Source organism: Sphingomonas sp. UV9 (assembly GCF_004101245.1).
Lineage (GTDB): Bacteria > Pseudomonadota > Alphaproteobacteria > Sphingomonadales > Sphingomonadaceae > Sphingomonas.
The window spans coordinates 989,208-1,004,623 of sequence record NZ_SCIN01000001.1 but is presented as its reverse complement, the minus strand read 5'-3'; the positions used below and the strand labels follow the sequence as shown (position 1 = coordinate 1,004,623).

The 15,416-nt window shown below is 64.1% G+C and carries 17 protein-coding genes; 11 read left to right on the top strand and 6 right to left on the bottom strand.

The features are described 5' to 3' along the window. Positions 1-37: 37 nt before the first annotated feature. Positions 38-742, bottom strand: a complete 705-nt coding sequence (locus tag EQZ23_RS04330; RefSeq protein ID WP_128453180.1) for an HPP family protein — start codon at positions 740-742, stop codon at positions 38-40. Between the two features lie 5 nt (positions 743-747). Continuing rightward, positions 748-1,623 carry a LysR family transcriptional regulator gene (locus EQZ23_RS04325; protein WP_128453179.1) on the bottom strand — a complete coding sequence of 292 codons (876 nt, stop codon included), beginning with the start codon at positions 1,621-1,623 and terminating at the stop codon, positions 748-750. A gap of 99 nt (positions 1,624-1,722) precedes the next feature. Here EQZ23_RS04325 and EQZ23_RS04320 point away from each other — a divergent pair, with 99 nt between their 5' ends. The 8 genes from EQZ23_RS04320 (at position 1,723) to EQZ23_RS04290 (ending at position 6,382) form a co-directional block, all read left to right on the top strand. Beyond that, positions 1,723-2,955: an amidohydrolase family protein gene (locus EQZ23_RS04320; RefSeq protein ID WP_128453178.1), complete on the top strand. Its 1,233-nt coding sequence runs from the start codon at positions 1,723-1,725 to the stop codon at positions 2,953-2,955. Further along, positions 2,952-3,344, top strand: coding sequence for a hydroxyisourate hydrolase (uraH, locus tag EQZ23_RS04315; protein ID WP_128453177.1), 393 nt, complete (start codon positions 2,952-2,954; stop codon positions 3,342-3,344). Before EQZ23_RS04320 ends, uraH begins: the two co-directional genes overlap by 4 nt. 2 nt (positions 3,345-3,346) lie before the next feature. Further along, positions 3,347-3,748, top strand: coding sequence for an MAPEG family protein (locus EQZ23_RS04310; RefSeq protein WP_240663216.1), 402 nt, complete (start codon positions 3,347-3,349; stop codon positions 3,746-3,748). Positions 3,749-3,788: 40 nt separating this feature from the next. Then, positions 3,789-4,277, top strand: a complete 489-nt coding sequence (locus EQZ23_RS04305; protein ID WP_128453176.1) for a heme-binding protein — start codon at positions 3,789-3,791, stop codon at positions 4,275-4,277. Continuing rightward, positions 4,274-5,164, top strand: coding sequence for a polysaccharide deacetylase family protein (locus EQZ23_RS04300; RefSeq protein WP_128453175.1), 891 nt, complete (start codon positions 4,274-4,276; stop codon positions 5,162-5,164). Before EQZ23_RS04305 ends, EQZ23_RS04300 begins: the two co-directional genes overlap by 4 nt. A gap of 83 nt (positions 5,165-5,247) precedes the next feature. Continuing rightward, positions 5,248-5,418 carry a hypothetical protein gene (locus EQZ23_RS20030; RefSeq protein ID WP_206364159.1) on the top strand — a complete coding sequence of 57 codons (171 nt, stop codon included), beginning with the start codon at positions 5,248-5,250 and terminating at the stop codon, positions 5,416-5,418. Between the two features lie 11 nt (positions 5,419-5,429). Next, complete coding sequence (locus tag EQZ23_RS04295) at positions 5,430-6,008, top strand: aldehyde dehydrogenase family protein (protein WP_206364158.1); 579 nt, start codon at positions 5,430-5,432, stop codon at positions 6,006-6,008. Next, a complete protein-coding gene (locus EQZ23_RS04290; protein WP_128453174.1) occupies positions 5,957-6,382 on the top strand; it encodes an antibiotic biosynthesis monooxygenase in 426 nt (141 codons plus the stop codon). The genes EQZ23_RS04295 and EQZ23_RS04290 overlap by 52 nt, the downstream gene beginning before the upstream one ends. Positions 6,383-6,396: 14 nt before the next feature. On the opposite strand, the gene EQZ23_RS04285 is transcribed toward EQZ23_RS04290, so the two are convergent. Further along, a complete protein-coding gene (locus EQZ23_RS04285; protein ID WP_128453173.1) occupies positions 6,397-6,945 on the bottom strand; it encodes a TetR family transcriptional regulator in 549 nt (182 codons plus the stop codon). Positions 6,946-7,031: 86 nt separating this feature from the next. Between EQZ23_RS04285 and EQZ23_RS04280 the strand changes: the two genes are divergently transcribed. Then, positions 7,032-7,706: a DUF1349 domain-containing protein gene (locus tag EQZ23_RS04280; protein ID WP_206364157.1), complete on the top strand. Its 675-nt coding sequence runs from the start codon at positions 7,032-7,034 to the stop codon at positions 7,704-7,706. A gap of 5 nt (positions 7,707-7,711) precedes the next feature. Continuing rightward, complete coding sequence (locus EQZ23_RS04275; RefSeq protein WP_276318453.1) at positions 7,712-8,257, top strand: sugar O-acetyltransferase; 546 nt, start codon at positions 7,712-7,714, stop codon at positions 8,255-8,257. Positions 8,258-8,372: 115 nt separating this feature from the next. Here EQZ23_RS04275 and EQZ23_RS04270 read toward each other — a convergent pair whose 3' ends face one another. The 3 genes from EQZ23_RS04270 to EQZ23_RS04260 are packed head-to-tail and all read right to left on the bottom strand — an operon-like array spanning position 8,373 to position 12,756. Next, complete coding sequence (locus tag EQZ23_RS04270) at positions 8,373-9,920, bottom strand: GMC family oxidoreductase (RefSeq protein ID WP_240663213.1); 1,548 nt, start codon at positions 9,918-9,920, stop codon at positions 8,373-8,375. Next, complete coding sequence (locus EQZ23_RS04265; RefSeq protein WP_206364156.1) at positions 9,917-11,260, bottom strand: alpha/beta hydrolase; 1,344 nt, start codon at positions 11,258-11,260, stop codon at positions 9,917-9,919. The genes EQZ23_RS04270 and EQZ23_RS04265 overlap by 4 nt, the downstream gene beginning before the upstream one ends. After that, positions 11,245-12,756 carry an FAD-dependent oxidoreductase gene (locus EQZ23_RS04260; RefSeq protein ID WP_128453172.1) on the bottom strand — a complete coding sequence of 504 codons (1,512 nt, stop codon included), beginning with the start codon at positions 12,754-12,756 and terminating at the stop codon, positions 11,245-11,247. The genes EQZ23_RS04265 and EQZ23_RS04260 overlap by 16 nt, the downstream gene beginning before the upstream one ends. 270 nt (positions 12,757-13,026) lie before the next feature. Here EQZ23_RS04260 and katG point away from each other — a divergent pair, with 270 nt between their 5' ends. Next, entirely contained in the window at positions 13,027-15,321 is a 2,295-nt protein-coding gene (gene katG / locus EQZ23_RS04255; RefSeq protein ID WP_128453171.1) for a catalase/peroxidase HPI, read from the top strand. The last annotated feature ends 95 nt before the right edge of the window (positions 15,322-15,416 follow it).

The following is a 15,416-nucleotide window of genomic DNA, read 5'->3' as shown; positions in this document are numbered from 1 at the left end:
AAAATGCCACTTTCCGAAATGTCTGTCCGTGTGGGCGTCAGCGCCGTTTTCCAGCATCGTTGTCTGCGCGACGTATCGCCGTATGCACTCTCACGCGCTCTAAGAGCAAATCGAGATCCTCACGGCCAATGTCGAACGTCTCACCGAGGTCTGCGAGCGCGGCGTCGAGGTCTTCAGGATGCGGAGTAATACCCCCTCCCGGAACGGCAGGCCCGGCCATTATTGAAACAGCACGATGCGGGTAGGAATGCCTGGATAGCAGGTGAAAGACTATCCCAGCGACAGTCAGGATCACGGCATTGATACCGACAGGCAATACCGGAAACATCCAACCCGCTGCCGTGACGGCCGGTCCGCCTATGACTGCGGTCAGTGCGGCAGCCCCGCCAGGAGGGTGCAGACAGCGCAGCAACGACATAGCCAAGATCGCGCCTCCGACCGCCAAGCCGCTCGCGAGCGCGGGCGATGACACCATGGCTGCGATCCCAACCCCAACAAGAGCTGAGACGACGTTGCCACCAATCACTGACCACGGCTGCGCAAGCGGACTGGCCGGAACGGCGAAGATGAGCACCGCGGACGCGCCCATCGGGGCAACAAGCAGAATTGCCGTCCACCCTTCTCCGAACGCCATCGCTGTAACGATCGCGGTGAGCGTGATCCCGACGGCGGCACCGGTACATGCCAACAGCCGATCGCTGAACGTGGCACCAGCAAGGATCGGAGCGAAAAACGCACGCAAGCAGATTACCTTTTGTTGAGGGGCTTTGTATTGATCTGCTCGCCCGGACGGTTGGACAGCGCTTCACTCATCGCCGCGACGAGCTCTCCTGTCGCGCCACCGCATTCCCAGGCATAGATCGACACCACCAACGGTGCGTCCGCAGTAAAGATGCCACTAGCACGAACGGCGTGTGCCGCGACGGTGCTGACGGGCAGCACGGACACGCCAAGCCCAGCCTCTACTGCTGACAGCACACTGCCGAGACTGTTGCCGGTAAAGGCGATGTACCATCGTCGCTGCTCGCGTTCGATCCGGTCGATCATGAGGTCACGGTAAAGTCCGCCCGATGGGAACGTCACAAGGGGGATAGGATCAGGCCAGCCCCCGGACAGTTCGCAGCTTTCGAACCACGCGAGCGGTTCGGGAAAGCTGGCGCGGGCATCGTTGCCGGCTGCCGGCTCCTTGGCGATGGCGATGTCAAACTCGCCAGCGCGAAATCGTCGCGACAAATCTCTGCTCAATCCGGTTGTTACGTCAAGACGGATGGCGCGATGGCGCTCTGCAAATTGCGCGAACCTCTGGCTCATCGGTGCCGTCACTATGTCATCGGGCACGCCTATGCGGATGGTCGCTGTACCGGCGGGATCGGCGAGTAACGCTTCGGCCTCGGCCTGAAGCGTCAATAATCGTCGTGCATAGCCAAGCAGGCGTTCGCCCGCCGGGGTCGGTCCTATCGGGCGTGCCGCCCGGTCAATCAGTTGGCGACCGGTCGCGGCCTCAAGCCGCCCCAGATGTTGGCTGACGGTGGACTGGGTGGAATTGAGGCGATCCGCTGCGATTGTGAAGCTGGCAGCATCAGCGACGGCGACGAAAGTGCGTAGCAATTTTGGATCTAGCATGACCACATTCTATAATCGAATGATCTATATTCAAACATTTAATTAGCAAATGCTTTCAGGCTTTCCTAATTCAGATGTTCACTATCGCCGAGAATGTTGATGACTCCTGACACCCCGCCGGAACGGCTGTTTCGCAATGCGAGACTTCAGGATGGCAGCACTGTCGATCTGGCAGTGCGCGACGGCCTGTTTGTTGAACCCGGTTTCCTTGTCACCGAAGCCGACGAGGTGGACCTGAAAGGTTTGCCCGTGCTTCCCGCATTTGTAGATGGCCATATCCATCTCGACAAAAGCTTCGTGGGCGACCGGTGGCATTCGCACTGCCCGGCTGATGGCCTTCAGGAGCGGTTGAACATTGAAAAGCGGATGCTGACCAATGCCTTGCCTATCACTGATCGCGCCGATGCGTTGCTCGCGCAAGCGCATGCATTCGGCACGATCGCGATGCGTAGCCACATAGATATCGATGCCACCACAGGCCTTGCCAATCTGCATGCGGTTATGGCCGCGTGTGAACCTTGGCGCGGGCGTGTCGATGTAGAGTTTGTCGCCTTTCCGCAGGCCGGCATAATCGCTTCACCGGGCACTGCCGATCTGCTCGACGCCGCGGTGAGGGAAGGCGCTGGCATCGTTGGCGGGCTGGATCCAACGACGTTCGATGGCGATGCCGATGCTCACCTCGATGTGGTCTTCGGCATTGCCGAGCGGCACGGCGTGAAAATCGATATCCATCTCCATGAACCCGGAAATCAGGGGATTGAGCAACTTCGTCGGATCGCAGCGCGAACGATGGCGAGCGGCTTGAACGGGCTGGTCGTAGTCAGCCATGCTTATGCGCTCGGCGACGTTGATCTGGACGCAGCGGCGCGCACCGCGGACATATTGGCGCAAGCCGGAGTCGCGATCATGACCAATGCGCCCGGCGATCGTGCGTTTCCGCCCATCACCCTGTTGCGCGCTGCGGGGGTGCGTGTGTTCGCCGGCAACGATAACATCCGCGATGCTTGGTGGCCGTACGGCGATGCGGACATGCTCGGCCGCGCAAGGATGATCGGATATCGATCAGGCTTCTTTACGGACGCCGATCTCGCAACCGCACTGGATATGGCCACGACGGACGCAGCAATGGTTTTGGGGCTCGAACGCTACGGCATGGCTGTCGGTGACGAAGCGACGTTCGTCATAGTCGATGCGGAAAACGCCGCAGCCGCGGTCGCCGCTCCGCCCAGCGACCGTCGTCTGGTCCAGCGAGGCGCAATCGTACCATCGAGCACATCCCGGCTCGATACCGTCTTTCCCCGATACGACACTCAGCAAGGATATCGTCCATGAAGCCCATCGCTCTCGCTCTCTTGCTCGGCGCAGTCGCCACCCCCGCCGCGGCAGCCGACATTTCCACTCACGTTCTCGACCTCGCCCGAGGCGTTGGCGGCAAGGCTGTCCCTGTAACCCTCTCGAAGCGCGCCGTTGACGGACGATGGCAGAAAGTCGGGGCTGCGACCACCGATGCCGATGGCCGCGTCCGCCGTTTTGGAGACCCTAAGTCGTTCGACACCGGAATTTACAGGCTGCAGTTCGACATGTCGGGTTACCCCGACGCGTCAGCGAGCCCGTTCTTTCCAGAGATCACGCTGACGTTCCGCGTGACCGACAAGGCGGGTCACTATCATGTCCCGGTAGTGGTCAGCCCCTATGGCTATTCGACCTACCGGGGAAACTGAGCATGGCTGGCATGACGCTTCCCGTCACGCTGGCGGCAGCGGCCTCCCTTGGAACGATCAACCTGTGGCTTGGCCTGCGGATCTTCCGCATGCGGCTCCGCTACAATGTGCTGATCGGTGACGGCGGTGGGGATCTGCTCGCCGGACGGATGCGGGCGCATGCCAATCTGGTCGAATATGCACCGTTCGTCCTGGCGCTCATGGCGCTGATCGAGCTTGCTCGGGGTACGAGCCTACCGCTTGGGCTGACCGCGGCGGTCTTCGTGGTGGCGAGGATCGCTCATCCGATCGGAATGGACCTGCGACGTTCCAACGTGCCGCGGGCAGGCGGGGCGATCCTGACATGGCTTGTGCTGGCATTCTTCGCCGGTTGGGCCGCGCTGATCGCAGCAGGTGTCGCATAATGCGTTCCCGCGCTGATTATCCTCGAAAGGTCACATCACGGTGTTAAGCCTGGTCGCTATTCTGTCGGCGGCTATCGCCGCCACAATACCCGCGGTACCGCTCGAGCGTAAAACCGTGTCGCTGGCGCTCGCCAACAGCCTGACGGGCGCCGCAATCGCTTCGTGCCGTACGATCGGTCGGGAATCTGTGGTCGCGGTGGTTGATCGCGGCGGAAACCTGGTCTCGCTCCAGCGCGGCGACGACATCGGCCCGCACAACACGCTCGCCGCGCAGCGCAAGGCGTTCACCGCCTTGTCGACCAAGGCTAACACGACTGTACTGGCCCAGCGTGCAGCAAGCGACCCGACCTCCCGTAACCTCGTCACGATACCCGAACTGCTCTTGTTGGGCGGTGGCATGCCGATTGTCGTTGATGGGGACGTGATCGGAGGTATCGGCGTCGCCGGATCAGGTGGATCGGCCAATGACGAGCGCTGTGCGACTGAGGCCATCGCGCAGGTATTGGGCAAAGCGAGGATGCGTCCATGACGGAACTGCCACATCACGGCCGGTATGAGTACGTCCCGATCATCGGCCGCCCCGATTATAGCTGGCCGGAAGGCCGCCGTCTGGCGGTGTACCTCGGCGTGAACCATGAGGTTTTTGCCTTTGGCGACGGGATGGGCGCAACCCTGGCCCCATCCAAGACCGATCCCGACGTCATGAACTTCGCCTGGCGCGATTACGGCAACCGCGTCGGCGCCTGGCGTTTCATGGAGATGTTCGACCGGCTCGAACTGAAGACGACGGCGCTCGTCAACAGCGCCATCATCACGCATTGTCCGGGGCTTGCCGAGGCGTGCCGTGACCGGGGTGATGAAATTGCCGCGCATGGCCGCACCAATGCACAGGCCGAGGGCCACATGAGCGAAGACGAGGAGCGCGAAATGATCGCGCGTACGCTTCAGGAATTCGAAGCCATCGGCGTTCGCCCACGCGGCTGGCTCGGGCCATGGATCTCGGAAAGCGACAATACGCCCGATCTGCTTGAAGAAGCAGGGTTCGGCTATGTCCTCGACTGGGCACATGACGATCAGCCGACACGACTGGATACCCGGAGCGGCAAGGGAATCCTGTCGATCCCGTATTCTCAGGAGGTCAACGACATCCCCTCTATCATCGCTCGCCACCAAGAAGCCGAAACGTTTGCCGGCATGATCGCAGATGCGGTCGAACAGCTTCTGGCCGAATGCGATCGCCGCCCGCTGGTGCTTGGCATTGCGCTTCATCCCTACATCATGGGGCAGCCGCACCGTGCGCTCCATCTCGACCGGGTACTGACGCGGTTGAGGGAGGCTGCCGACCCTCGCATCTGGTGGACGACGGCCGGCGCCATCGCGGAACATATGGCGGAGGGACCGGGCAAGCCTGCCTGACGGGATAGGTTGGCGATACCTCCCGAGGTTTCAGGTGAGGTTGGTGGATTCATCTTCAAGGTCGGCTTACCGCGAGTTTCCCTGTGAAAGGTCCCGCCACGGCATATCGCGCGACCAACCCGTTTACCGAACAGACGATCAAGGCGTTCGACGAGCATTCCGACGCCTATGTCGAGCAGGCGCTCGCGCGCGCCGCCGCCCTCTATCGCTTGGACTGGTGTCGCGGCGACCGCAGCCCGCGGCTGGCGATGTAGGCGAGGGCTGGGTGGAGTTCCATCCGGTCGGTGTCCTGCTTGCGGTCGAACCGTGGAACTTCCCCATCTACCAGCTCATCCGCGTCGTCGCGCCGGCCATCGCGGTGGGTAACCCCGTCCTGTACAAGCACGCCGGGATCGTGCCGCAGTGCGCCGCCTTGTTCGAGAATCTCGTCCGTCAGGCGGGAGCGCCCGACGGTGCCGTCACCAACCTGTATATCGGCGCCGCCAAGATCGCCGAACTCATCGGCGACGACCGGATCCAGGGTGTCGCGCTCACCGGGTCGGAAGGCGCGGGGAGCAAGGTCGGCGCACGGGCCGCCGAGATGCTGAAGAAATCGACGCTGGAGCTTGGTGGCAGCGACGTGTTCGTCGTCCTCGACGATGGCGGTCTGGCCAAAGCAGTGGGGGGTGGCATCTTCGGTCGGCTCGGCAATGCCGGGCAGATCTGCACCGGGGCCAAGCGTTTCATCGTCCAGCGCGGGATCGCCGACGCGTTCACGCAGGCCTTTGTCGGCGCGATGCAGGGAGCACCGATATGCAGACCGACACACTCCACGCCTCGCTCGCCGAATGGCATCGCATCGTGACGACGCGCGACTGGGACGCACTCCCCGCATTGCTGACCGACGACGTCACCTATCACAACCCGGCGCAAGCAAAGTCTCTGCGCGGCAAAGACGCGATCGTCGCAACGATGACCCTGGCACTTGGCGTGCGTGATGTCTTCGTCCGTCACCTCGCCGAACACCGGCTCCGATGCCTGGCCGAGGAACCGGGCACGCATGCGTTCGAGATTCTGGTGCCGCACGACGTGCCCGATACCGTCATGCTGTACGAGGTCTATACCGACCAGGCCGCATTTGATGCACACATGAATGGCGCATCGATCGCGATCATGCGGCGGGAGACCGTCGGCATGGTCCTGACCCTGACCGGCGTGCCATGTGTGCTGGCGGTCTGAAAGGATCTGCCCGGCTAACAGTCCGCAATTCGCTCGACGATGATCCGGACCGCATCACGATCGAGGGGTGCACGATCGATCGAATTGTGGATGCCGATACCTTCTATCAGCGCGTCGAGCGCGCGCGCCGTGAGCGGGTCGAAGAAACGCCCCAGCGCATCGCGGCTACTGTCCATCCATTGCTGCATCACGGCACCGACTGCGGGATGACGCGCGGCAAAGGCGTATAGCTCGTAGCTCAACAGCAGCGTGCGGGGTTCCGCCCAGACCTGATTTGCGATGATGTCGATCACCGCTGTGCACGCCGTTGCCCGGTCCGTCGCGGCTTCCAGACGGGCGCGAAAGGCCGCGGAGGACTCCATGGCCAATTGCAGGAAGGCCGTCGTTAGGAGATCCTCCAGCGTCGCGAAATAATAGGTGACCGAACCGAGCGGCACCTGTGCGGCCGCGGCGATGCGGCGATGGGTCGTCGCCGCGGTGCCGTGATCGGCGATGACCGCAAGTGTCGCATCGATGATACGTTGCCGCCGCGCCGGATCGTTGCGCCGGGACTGTTGGGTCATCGCCTCTTTACCTCGATCTCGGCATGTGTACATATGTACATAACATCGATGGTTATTGGAAGGTAGCGGCTGTGACGGAGGATCGGGTGAGCAGGCGGACGATGATCGGCGGCGTTGCGGCGATTGCGATCGCGGGCAATGCCGGCGCGGTGACGGCGCAGGGCTCGGGCATCGCGGCGCTTGGGCGGCGTAACGGTCGCTGGCTGAATGCGCCGAAGTCCTGGAAGGTCGCGCCCGGCGGAGACCTGACGCTCGTCACCGACAAGGGCAGCGATTTCTGGCGCGAGACGCATTACGGCTTCACCCGCGACAGTGGTCATTTTCTTGGATTCACCGCGCCTGCCGCGTTCACGGCCCAACTGCGCATTCGCGGCCAGTATCAGAAGCTCTACGATCAGGCCGGCATCATGGTGCGGGTCGACGAACGGCGCTGGGTCAAGGCGGGGATCGAATTGTCCGACGGGCGCGCCATGCTGAGCAGCGTGCTGACCGACGGCAAGTCCGATTGGGCGACCGGCCCCTATGAGCATGACGCGCAGGATTTCTGGATGCGCGCGACCGTCGCCAAGGGCGTCCTGCGCTTGCAGGTGTCGGCGGATGGCAAGACCTGGCCGCTGGTCAGGCTCGCGCCCTTTCCGGTCGCATCCTCCTATCAGGTCGGACCGATGGCCTGCACGCCCGAACGTGCCGGACTGGACGTACGCTTCTCCGACCTCAGCATTACCGCGCCGCTCGGCAAGGATCTCCACGACCTGAGTTGATCGCGATGACGCAGAAGGAGCGCATGCTGGCGGGCGAGCTTTACACCGCCGACGACCCGGAACTGGTCGCGGACGCAGCACGCGCCGCCGCTTGGCTGGATCGCTACAACCACGCCTCGACGGCGACGGCGGCGGCGCGTCATGCGCTGCTGGTGGAAGGGCTCGGCCATGCCGGGCGCGGTGCGACGATCAGGCCGCCGTTCCACTGCGACTATGGCTACAACATACACCTGGATAAGGGGGTGTTCCTCAATTTCGGCTGCACGGTGCTGGATGTCGTCCCGGTACGGATCGGCGCGGGTACGCAGATCGGTCCGGGCGTACAGATCCTCACCGCAGACCATCCGCGTGATCCGGCTCAACGGCGTCAAATGCTCGAGTTGGGCCGGCCGGTCACCATCGGCCGAAACGTCTGGATAGGCGGCGGCGCGCTGATCCTGCCCGGCGTCACCGTCGGCGACGATGCGATCGTCGGCGCAGGCAGTGTCGTCACGCGCGATGTTCCCTACGGCGTGACCGTTGCGGGCAATCCCGCTCGCCTGCTGAAATAGTGGCCGATTACTCATACACGCCAAAATTCGCCCGGATGTGAATGAATGTCCGAAGTTCGGAAAGTCAGAAGCGCCCGCGAACGTCGGCAATTGGGTTTTGCAGCACACGTGATCCTCATGCGCGCGCTAGTATCCGGTTCGCGGTACGTATGCTCAACGCCATTATCGTCAGTGCCGGGTTGGCTGCGAGCGAGCTGGGGAAGACCGAATTGTCGCAAATCCACAGATTGTCGATCTCGAAGCTGCGGCCCCACGGGTCGACGACCGCGGTGTCGCCGCTTTTGCCCATCCGACACGTGCCGATGGTGTGCGCGGCGCGCGGCAATGTGACGATGTCATGCGCGCCGGCCGCTTCCCAGATCGCGGTCATCGTCGTGACAGCGTGCCTGTCGATCGCCTGCTCGTTGGCGCCATAGCCGAAGGTGACGCGCGCCTTGGGAACGCCGAACGCGTCGATTTCGTCGGTAAGGACCAGAGTGTTGTCGTCGCTCGGCAGGCATTCGCCGTTGATGCCGATGCCGGCCAAGTGAAGGTAGTTGTCCATCACGTCGACCAGCCCCTGGCCCCAGTGCCCGCCGCCGCGCGCGAACGACGTTGCCAGCGTGACGGGCTGCACGCCGAGACTCTGCATCAGGTATCCGCCGGCAAAGTCCGCGCCATCGGGGCGCATCATGTCCTCGCTGATCAGCGACGAGGGATAGCCGCGGTTGCAGCGCATCTCGGCGTCGAACCGGCCCCAGACCTGTGTCGCGACGTGTGCCATGAAATTACGGCCGACCTGACCGCTGGCATTGCCGATCCCCATGTGAAGCAGCAGGCGCGGGGTCTCGACGCCGCCGGCGCTGAGAACGACCGCCGCACAGCGCTGTCGGTGCTCCTGCTGGCCGCGACGGTAGATTACCGCGACGATCCGGCCGGCGGTGTCGCGCTCGACCCCCGTCATCCGGCAACCGGGACGGATTTCCGCGCCGGCGGCGACCGCGAGCGGGAGATAGGTGGTGTCCATCGACGCCTTCGAGCGGTTGCGGCACCCCTGATGGCACGAGCCGCAATTGACGCAGGCCTGGCGCAACCCGCCACCCTCCTGCCGCCAATCACGCGAGACCAAGGCGGCGGGGGCGTCTGTCGTTCTAATCCCGACCGCAGCGCACCCCGAGGCCATCGCGTCGGCGGACGCGTTGCGCTTGACCGCGGGCATTTGGTAGCGGCGGCTCGCATCCCACGGGTAATCGGCGGGGCCGGACACCCCGATGAACGCCTCGACCTTTTCGATATAGCCGATCAGTTCGTCATGCTCGATCGGCCAGTCCTCGCCCTTGCCGGTCAGCGTCTTCAAGCGAAGGTCGCGCGGATCGGGGCGGGGGCAGAACGCACCCCAGTGCAGCGTCGACCCGCCGACTCCGGTGCCACTGTTGTTGCCGCCGAACGCCTGCGGCATCGCACCGTCACTCAGCCGCTCATCGATCCAGTAGATATCGCTCGCAGCGAGTTCGTCGGGAGTATGTCCTTCCGGCTCACCATTGGGGCCGGCTTCGAGCGCGACGACCTTCAACCCCGCCTTGGCGAGGCGCGCGAGCAATGGCGCGCCACCGGCGCCGGTACCGATCACCACGACATCGACGACATCGGTCTCGGCATAGGCGTGCATCTGGTCGAGATTCATCGTGCGGGCTCCCAGCCTTCGCGTTCGTCGGCGGCGGTCAGCGCATAGCCCTGCTTGCGGACGCCATCGCCACCATTGGCAAAGCCGTCATACCCCACCCGCGCCATCGTCGCCGGATGCGCGAGCCACAGCCGCACGGCGTCCGCGCGGACGTCCTCGAACCACAAGGTCATCTGCTCGGGCGTCAATGACGTCGCGGCGGACCAGTCCGCGGCTTCGATCTTGTGAAGCAGCGCGTCGCGCTGCTCGTCGTCGAGCCTGGCGAACGATCCCTCCGCCAGTGTGTCGAGCGTGTCGAGTCCAGCGCGATAGGCCTCGGCGTCGACCGGGAGGGCGGCGAACCGCCAGCCATCGCCTTCCCCTGTGGCGAGTTGCGTGTCGATCCGCGCGGCGAGGTCGATGGCGTGCTGCGGGATCACGCGGTCGACAAGCGCGCGCAGGGTCGCGAGTTGCGACACCGTGACGACCTTGGGCTGATAGTCGGCATCGTCGGCGATCGCGCGTTCGGCGAGCGTCGCGCGGGTGCGCGCGCTGACGCGATCGGAGGCGATCAGGCGGGCATAGTCGGAGGGCACGCTGACTGCACCGACCGCATCGGCATGGTCCCGGATCAGACGTGCGACGCGCTCGGGCTGTTCGAGCGGGAGGAGATGTGCCGCACCCGTGACGGTTTCGAACCGGGCACGGGCGTAGTGCGGCAGGTTCAGCTTGCGCTGGTTCTCTTCGCCGAGATCGCCGTCCTCTGCGCCCGCGACGATCACGGCGGGTGTGTCGAGCAGGCCGACCTGATCGGACCAGTCCTCCCGGTAGCCCTGTTCGAGCCATGCTCGCCATGCCTGCGGGTCGGCACGCTGCACGTCGTCAACCGCTGCGGCATAGGCGGCGGGCGACAATGGGGCGGCGATGTTCTGGTCGACGAAGTCGCGGGCGTCCTCGGCACCGACCGCGCCCTGCTTTACCCAGCCGATCATCGTCGCGCGACGCTCTTCGTCGATCGGCTCGGGCGAGGGCGGCGATGCGGCCAACAGGACCATACCGGCCAATCCGGGGAGCTGACCCGATTCCGATCGATGCGCGAGGACCGAGGCGATCTTGCCGCCCATGCTGTGGCCGACGAGCATCCAATGGTCCGCATCGTGCGCGCGGATCTGTGCGGCGATGGCATCGGACATGGCCTCGACGGTAAATCCGGTGGCGTCCGACGCGGCGCCGAAGCCGGGCAGGTCGAGTGGCTGGCAGTCGAACTCGCCAAGGCGAGCGATCACCGCGTCCCACGACCGGGCGCTGCCGCCGAGCGCGTGCAGGAAGAACAGTGCGAGACGCATCACGCCGCGTCCCATGCGGCCTCCTTCTCAAGCGCGATCTTGTCGTGGTCGCCACAGGTCATCACGGCCTGTTCCTTGCCGTCCTCCTTCAGGAAAACCGCGAAGTCGCCCTCAGCGACATCGCCCTCGATCCGGCGATCGTCGGGTTTGGCGACGTGGCCGACATAATGGAGGCTGGCATCATATTGCCCGGTCCAGAAGAACGGCGTGTCACCGTAGCCGCCTGACACCACACCGAGAAGCGAGCGGGCGAGCCACTGGCCCTGGCGTTGCGCATGGACCCAGTGTTCGACGCGGATCGGGTGGCCGAGCCGTGAGTCGGGGTAGCTTGCGAGATCGCCGATCGCGTAGATTCCGGCGGTCGACGTCTGCAACTGCGCATCGACCGCGACGCCGCCGCCTGCGTCCTTGTCGGCAATCGTCAGTCCTGCCGCCTTGGCGAGATCGATCCGGGGTTCGACCCCGATACCGACGACGAGCAGGTCGCCCTCGATCGTCGTACCGTCGTCGAGCGTGGCGATGCGGCCGTCGAACTGGGCAAGTTCGGAGTCGAGGTGGAAGGTGACGCCCTTATCTTCGTGCAACCCTTGCACGAACTTGCCGACTTCGGGCCCTGCGACCTTGGCGAGCGGAACGCTGTCCCTGGCGATAACCGCGACGGCCAGTCCTGCCTGGGTAAGCGACGCGGCGGCTTCCAATCCGATGAAGCTCGCGCCCAGCACGATCGCGCGCTGTGCATCCTTCGCCGCGGCTCTCAGGGCGTCGGCATCGGCGAGCGTGCGCAGGACGAAGACGTTTTGCGCGGACGACACCGTGTCCAGTGCGATCGGCGTCGCGCCGGTCGCGAGGACGAGGACGTCGTAGGGCACGCGGGCCTCATCGGCCGTGATCACTGCACGACCCTCTACGTCGATGGACGCCACGGCGACTCGCGTCATGACCTGTGGGGCTGGACCGCGACCCAGGCCGGGTTCGGGTAGGGCGGTTTCGTCGCGCTCTGCATCGCCCGCGAGATAGTCCTTCGACACCGCGGTCCGGTCATAGGGCGCGTCGGCATCGTCCGACAGGATCGTGACGTCACCGCCGACCCCCGAGCGCGCCAGCATGTCGGCGCAGGCATGACCCGCCGCGCCACCGCCGACAATGACGACCTTGCCGATCGACGGCGCGGATGGGGTCGTATGCGTCCGCGCTTCCTTGCCGGTGACGGTGAGGACACCCCCTTCCTCGACAACGGTGAACTTATCGAGCGGCGCGAACGCAGGCGCCGAGACCGCCTCGCCGTCCTCAAGCGAAAAGCGCGCATGGTGCCATGGGCATCGTACCGTCCCGTCGATCACCATGCCGGTTTCGAGCGGCGCGCCCTGATGCGTGCATTTGCCGGCGAACGCGCAGATTTTGCCGCCATGCCGGACCAGGATGACGTCCTCGCCACCGAACGATCCTGCGATCGGTGTGTCGTCGTGCAGGTCTGTCGCTGGCATACCCTTGCCGAGATCGATCGACGCCATGTTCAAAGTCTCCGTGTTGCGCGTCTGGAACGTCGCAAATCAATATCGGGTACCGTCGGGTATCGGGAAATATCGTGTTCGTGCAGATATTTCCCGGCGCAACGCACGGGGTGGTTTGCGGAGCACGCATCGGACGGGTTTCGTGAACGTTCGATCGATCGGGGCCAAATATTTCGTGACCCAATACGCCGCTGCTGCGTTCTCCTTGCAGTGACACGCTTTTTACCGTCCCGCCGCGTTGGCGGGTCGGTCTGCGAAGGACTCGCCTCGATGCTCGATATCCAGAACGACAAGACCAACACGAAGACCCATGAGATGGAGGGCAAGTGCCCGTTCGGCGGTGACCGGATCGGCGGTGCGGTCGGCACGCCGCCGGCGCTGTCCGATTGGTATCCGGACCGCCTCAAGGTCGAGATGCTTCATCAGAACGGGCCGCAGGCTAATCCGCTGGGCGAAGATTTCGACTATGCCGCAGCGTTCAACCAGATCGATCTCGCCGCGCTGAAGCAGGAGATCAAGACGTTCCTGACGTCGTCGGTCGCATGGTGGCCGTCGGATTATGGCAATTACGGGCCCCAGATGATCCGCATGGCGTGGCACGCCGCGGGGACGTATCGCATCGCCGACGGCCGCGGTGGCGCGGGCGAGGCGCTGCAGCGTTTCGCGCCGATCAGCAGCTGGTGGGACAATGGCAACACCGACAAGTCGCGCCGCCTGATCTGGCCGATCAAGCAGAAATACGGCAGCGCGCTGTCATGGGGCGATCTCATGGTGCTGACGGGCAACTGCGCACTCGAGATCATGGGCTTTCCGACCTACGGCTTTGCGGGCGGTCGTCAGGACGCGTGGGAAGCCGATTCGGCGACCTATTGGGGGCCGGAAGTCTGGGATCCGACCAACATCCAGTCGCCCGACAGCATGGTGAACCGCGACAAGCGCTGGCGTGGCCAGAACGGCGACGCCGATTATGACCTCGAGAACCCGCTGGCCGCGACGCACCAGGCGCTGATCTACGTCAATCCCGAAGGTCCCTATGCCAATGGCGACCCGCTCGGATCGGCGCGCGACATCCGGATCGCCTTCACGCGCATGGCGATGAACGACGAGGAGACCGTCGCGCTGATCGCCGGCGGCCATGCCTTTGGCAAGAGCCACGGGATGGTGCCGGCCGACCAGATCGGCATGCCGCCCGAGATCGCGCCGATCGAGGCGATGGGGCTCGGCTGGCACAACCCGGTCGGTACCGGGTCGGGCGAGTTCACCATGACCAACGGCATCGAGGGCAGCTGGACGCCAGACCCGACGCAGTGGGACAACAGCTATCTCGAGAACCTGTTCAAGTTCGAATGGGAGCAGACCAAGAGCCCGGCCGGTGCAAGCCAGTGGACGCCGATCGATCCGTCGGCGCCCAAGACGCCCGACGCGCATGTGCAGGGCAAGATGAACCCGCTGATGATGATGACCAGCGACATCGCGTTGAAGCTCGACCCCGATTACCGCGCGGTGTGCGAAAAGTTTCTCGGCGATTTCGATGCCTTCACGCAGGCGTTTTCGAAGGCGTGGTACAAGCTGACCCACCGCGACATGGGCCCGCGCGAACGCTATCTCGGGCCCGAGCGTACGCTGGAGAATGGCCTGCTGTGGCAGGATCCGATTCCGCCGCTCGATCACGATCCGATCGGCGCGGCGGATATCGATGCGCTCAAGCAGGCGATCATGGCGACGGGGCTGTCGGCGTCGGATCTCGTGTTCACCGCGTTTTCCGCAGCGGCGACGCATCGCACCAGCGACAAGCGTGGCGGTGCCAATGGCGCGCGGCTGGCACTGTCGCCGCAGAAGGATTGGGCGGTCAACCAGCGGACTATCCCCGTCGTCGCGGCGCTTCGCGGCGTGATGGCCGACTTTAACGGCGCGCAGGGTGGTTCGGCCAAGGTTTCGCTGGCCGATCTGATCGTGCTCGGGGGATGTGCCGCACTTGAGAAGGCCGCCGCGGATGCGGGTGTCGATGTCACGGTGCCCTTCACGCCGGGGCGTCGCGACACGACGCAGGAACTGACCGATATCGAGATGTTCAACTGGCTCAAGCCGGTCGTCGACGGGTTCCGCAACTATGTCGACGATCAGTTCGAGACGATCGCGCCCGACGTCGCGCCTGAAGAGCTATTCCTCGACAAGGCGCAGCTCCTCGGGCTGACGGCGCCCGAATGGGTAGCGCTGGTCGGCGGCCTTCGCGCGATGGGGGCGAACTACGACAATTCGGCGAACGGCATCTTCACCGATCGCGTTGGCGTACTAACCAACGACTTCTTCACCGTGCTGACGAGCATGGAGTATGAGTGGAAGAAGACCGACGAGACAGGGATGGCGTTCTCGCTCGACGACCGCACTACCGGAGAGCCGCGGTTCAAAGCCACGCGGAGCGACCTGATTTTTGGATCGAACAGTCAGCTTCGTGCGGTTGCCGAGGTATATGCGAGCGGAGACGGGTGCAGCAGGTTCGTCAAGGACTTCGTGCGGGTCTGGAATAAGGTGATGATGCTTGACAGGTTTGATGTGATAACTTGAATAAGTGCTGCCAATACAGCAGTTTTAACGGGGGTGTGATCTAAGCGGAAATGCCCGACATGCCGATACCGGCATGTCGGGCATTGAACACGGAT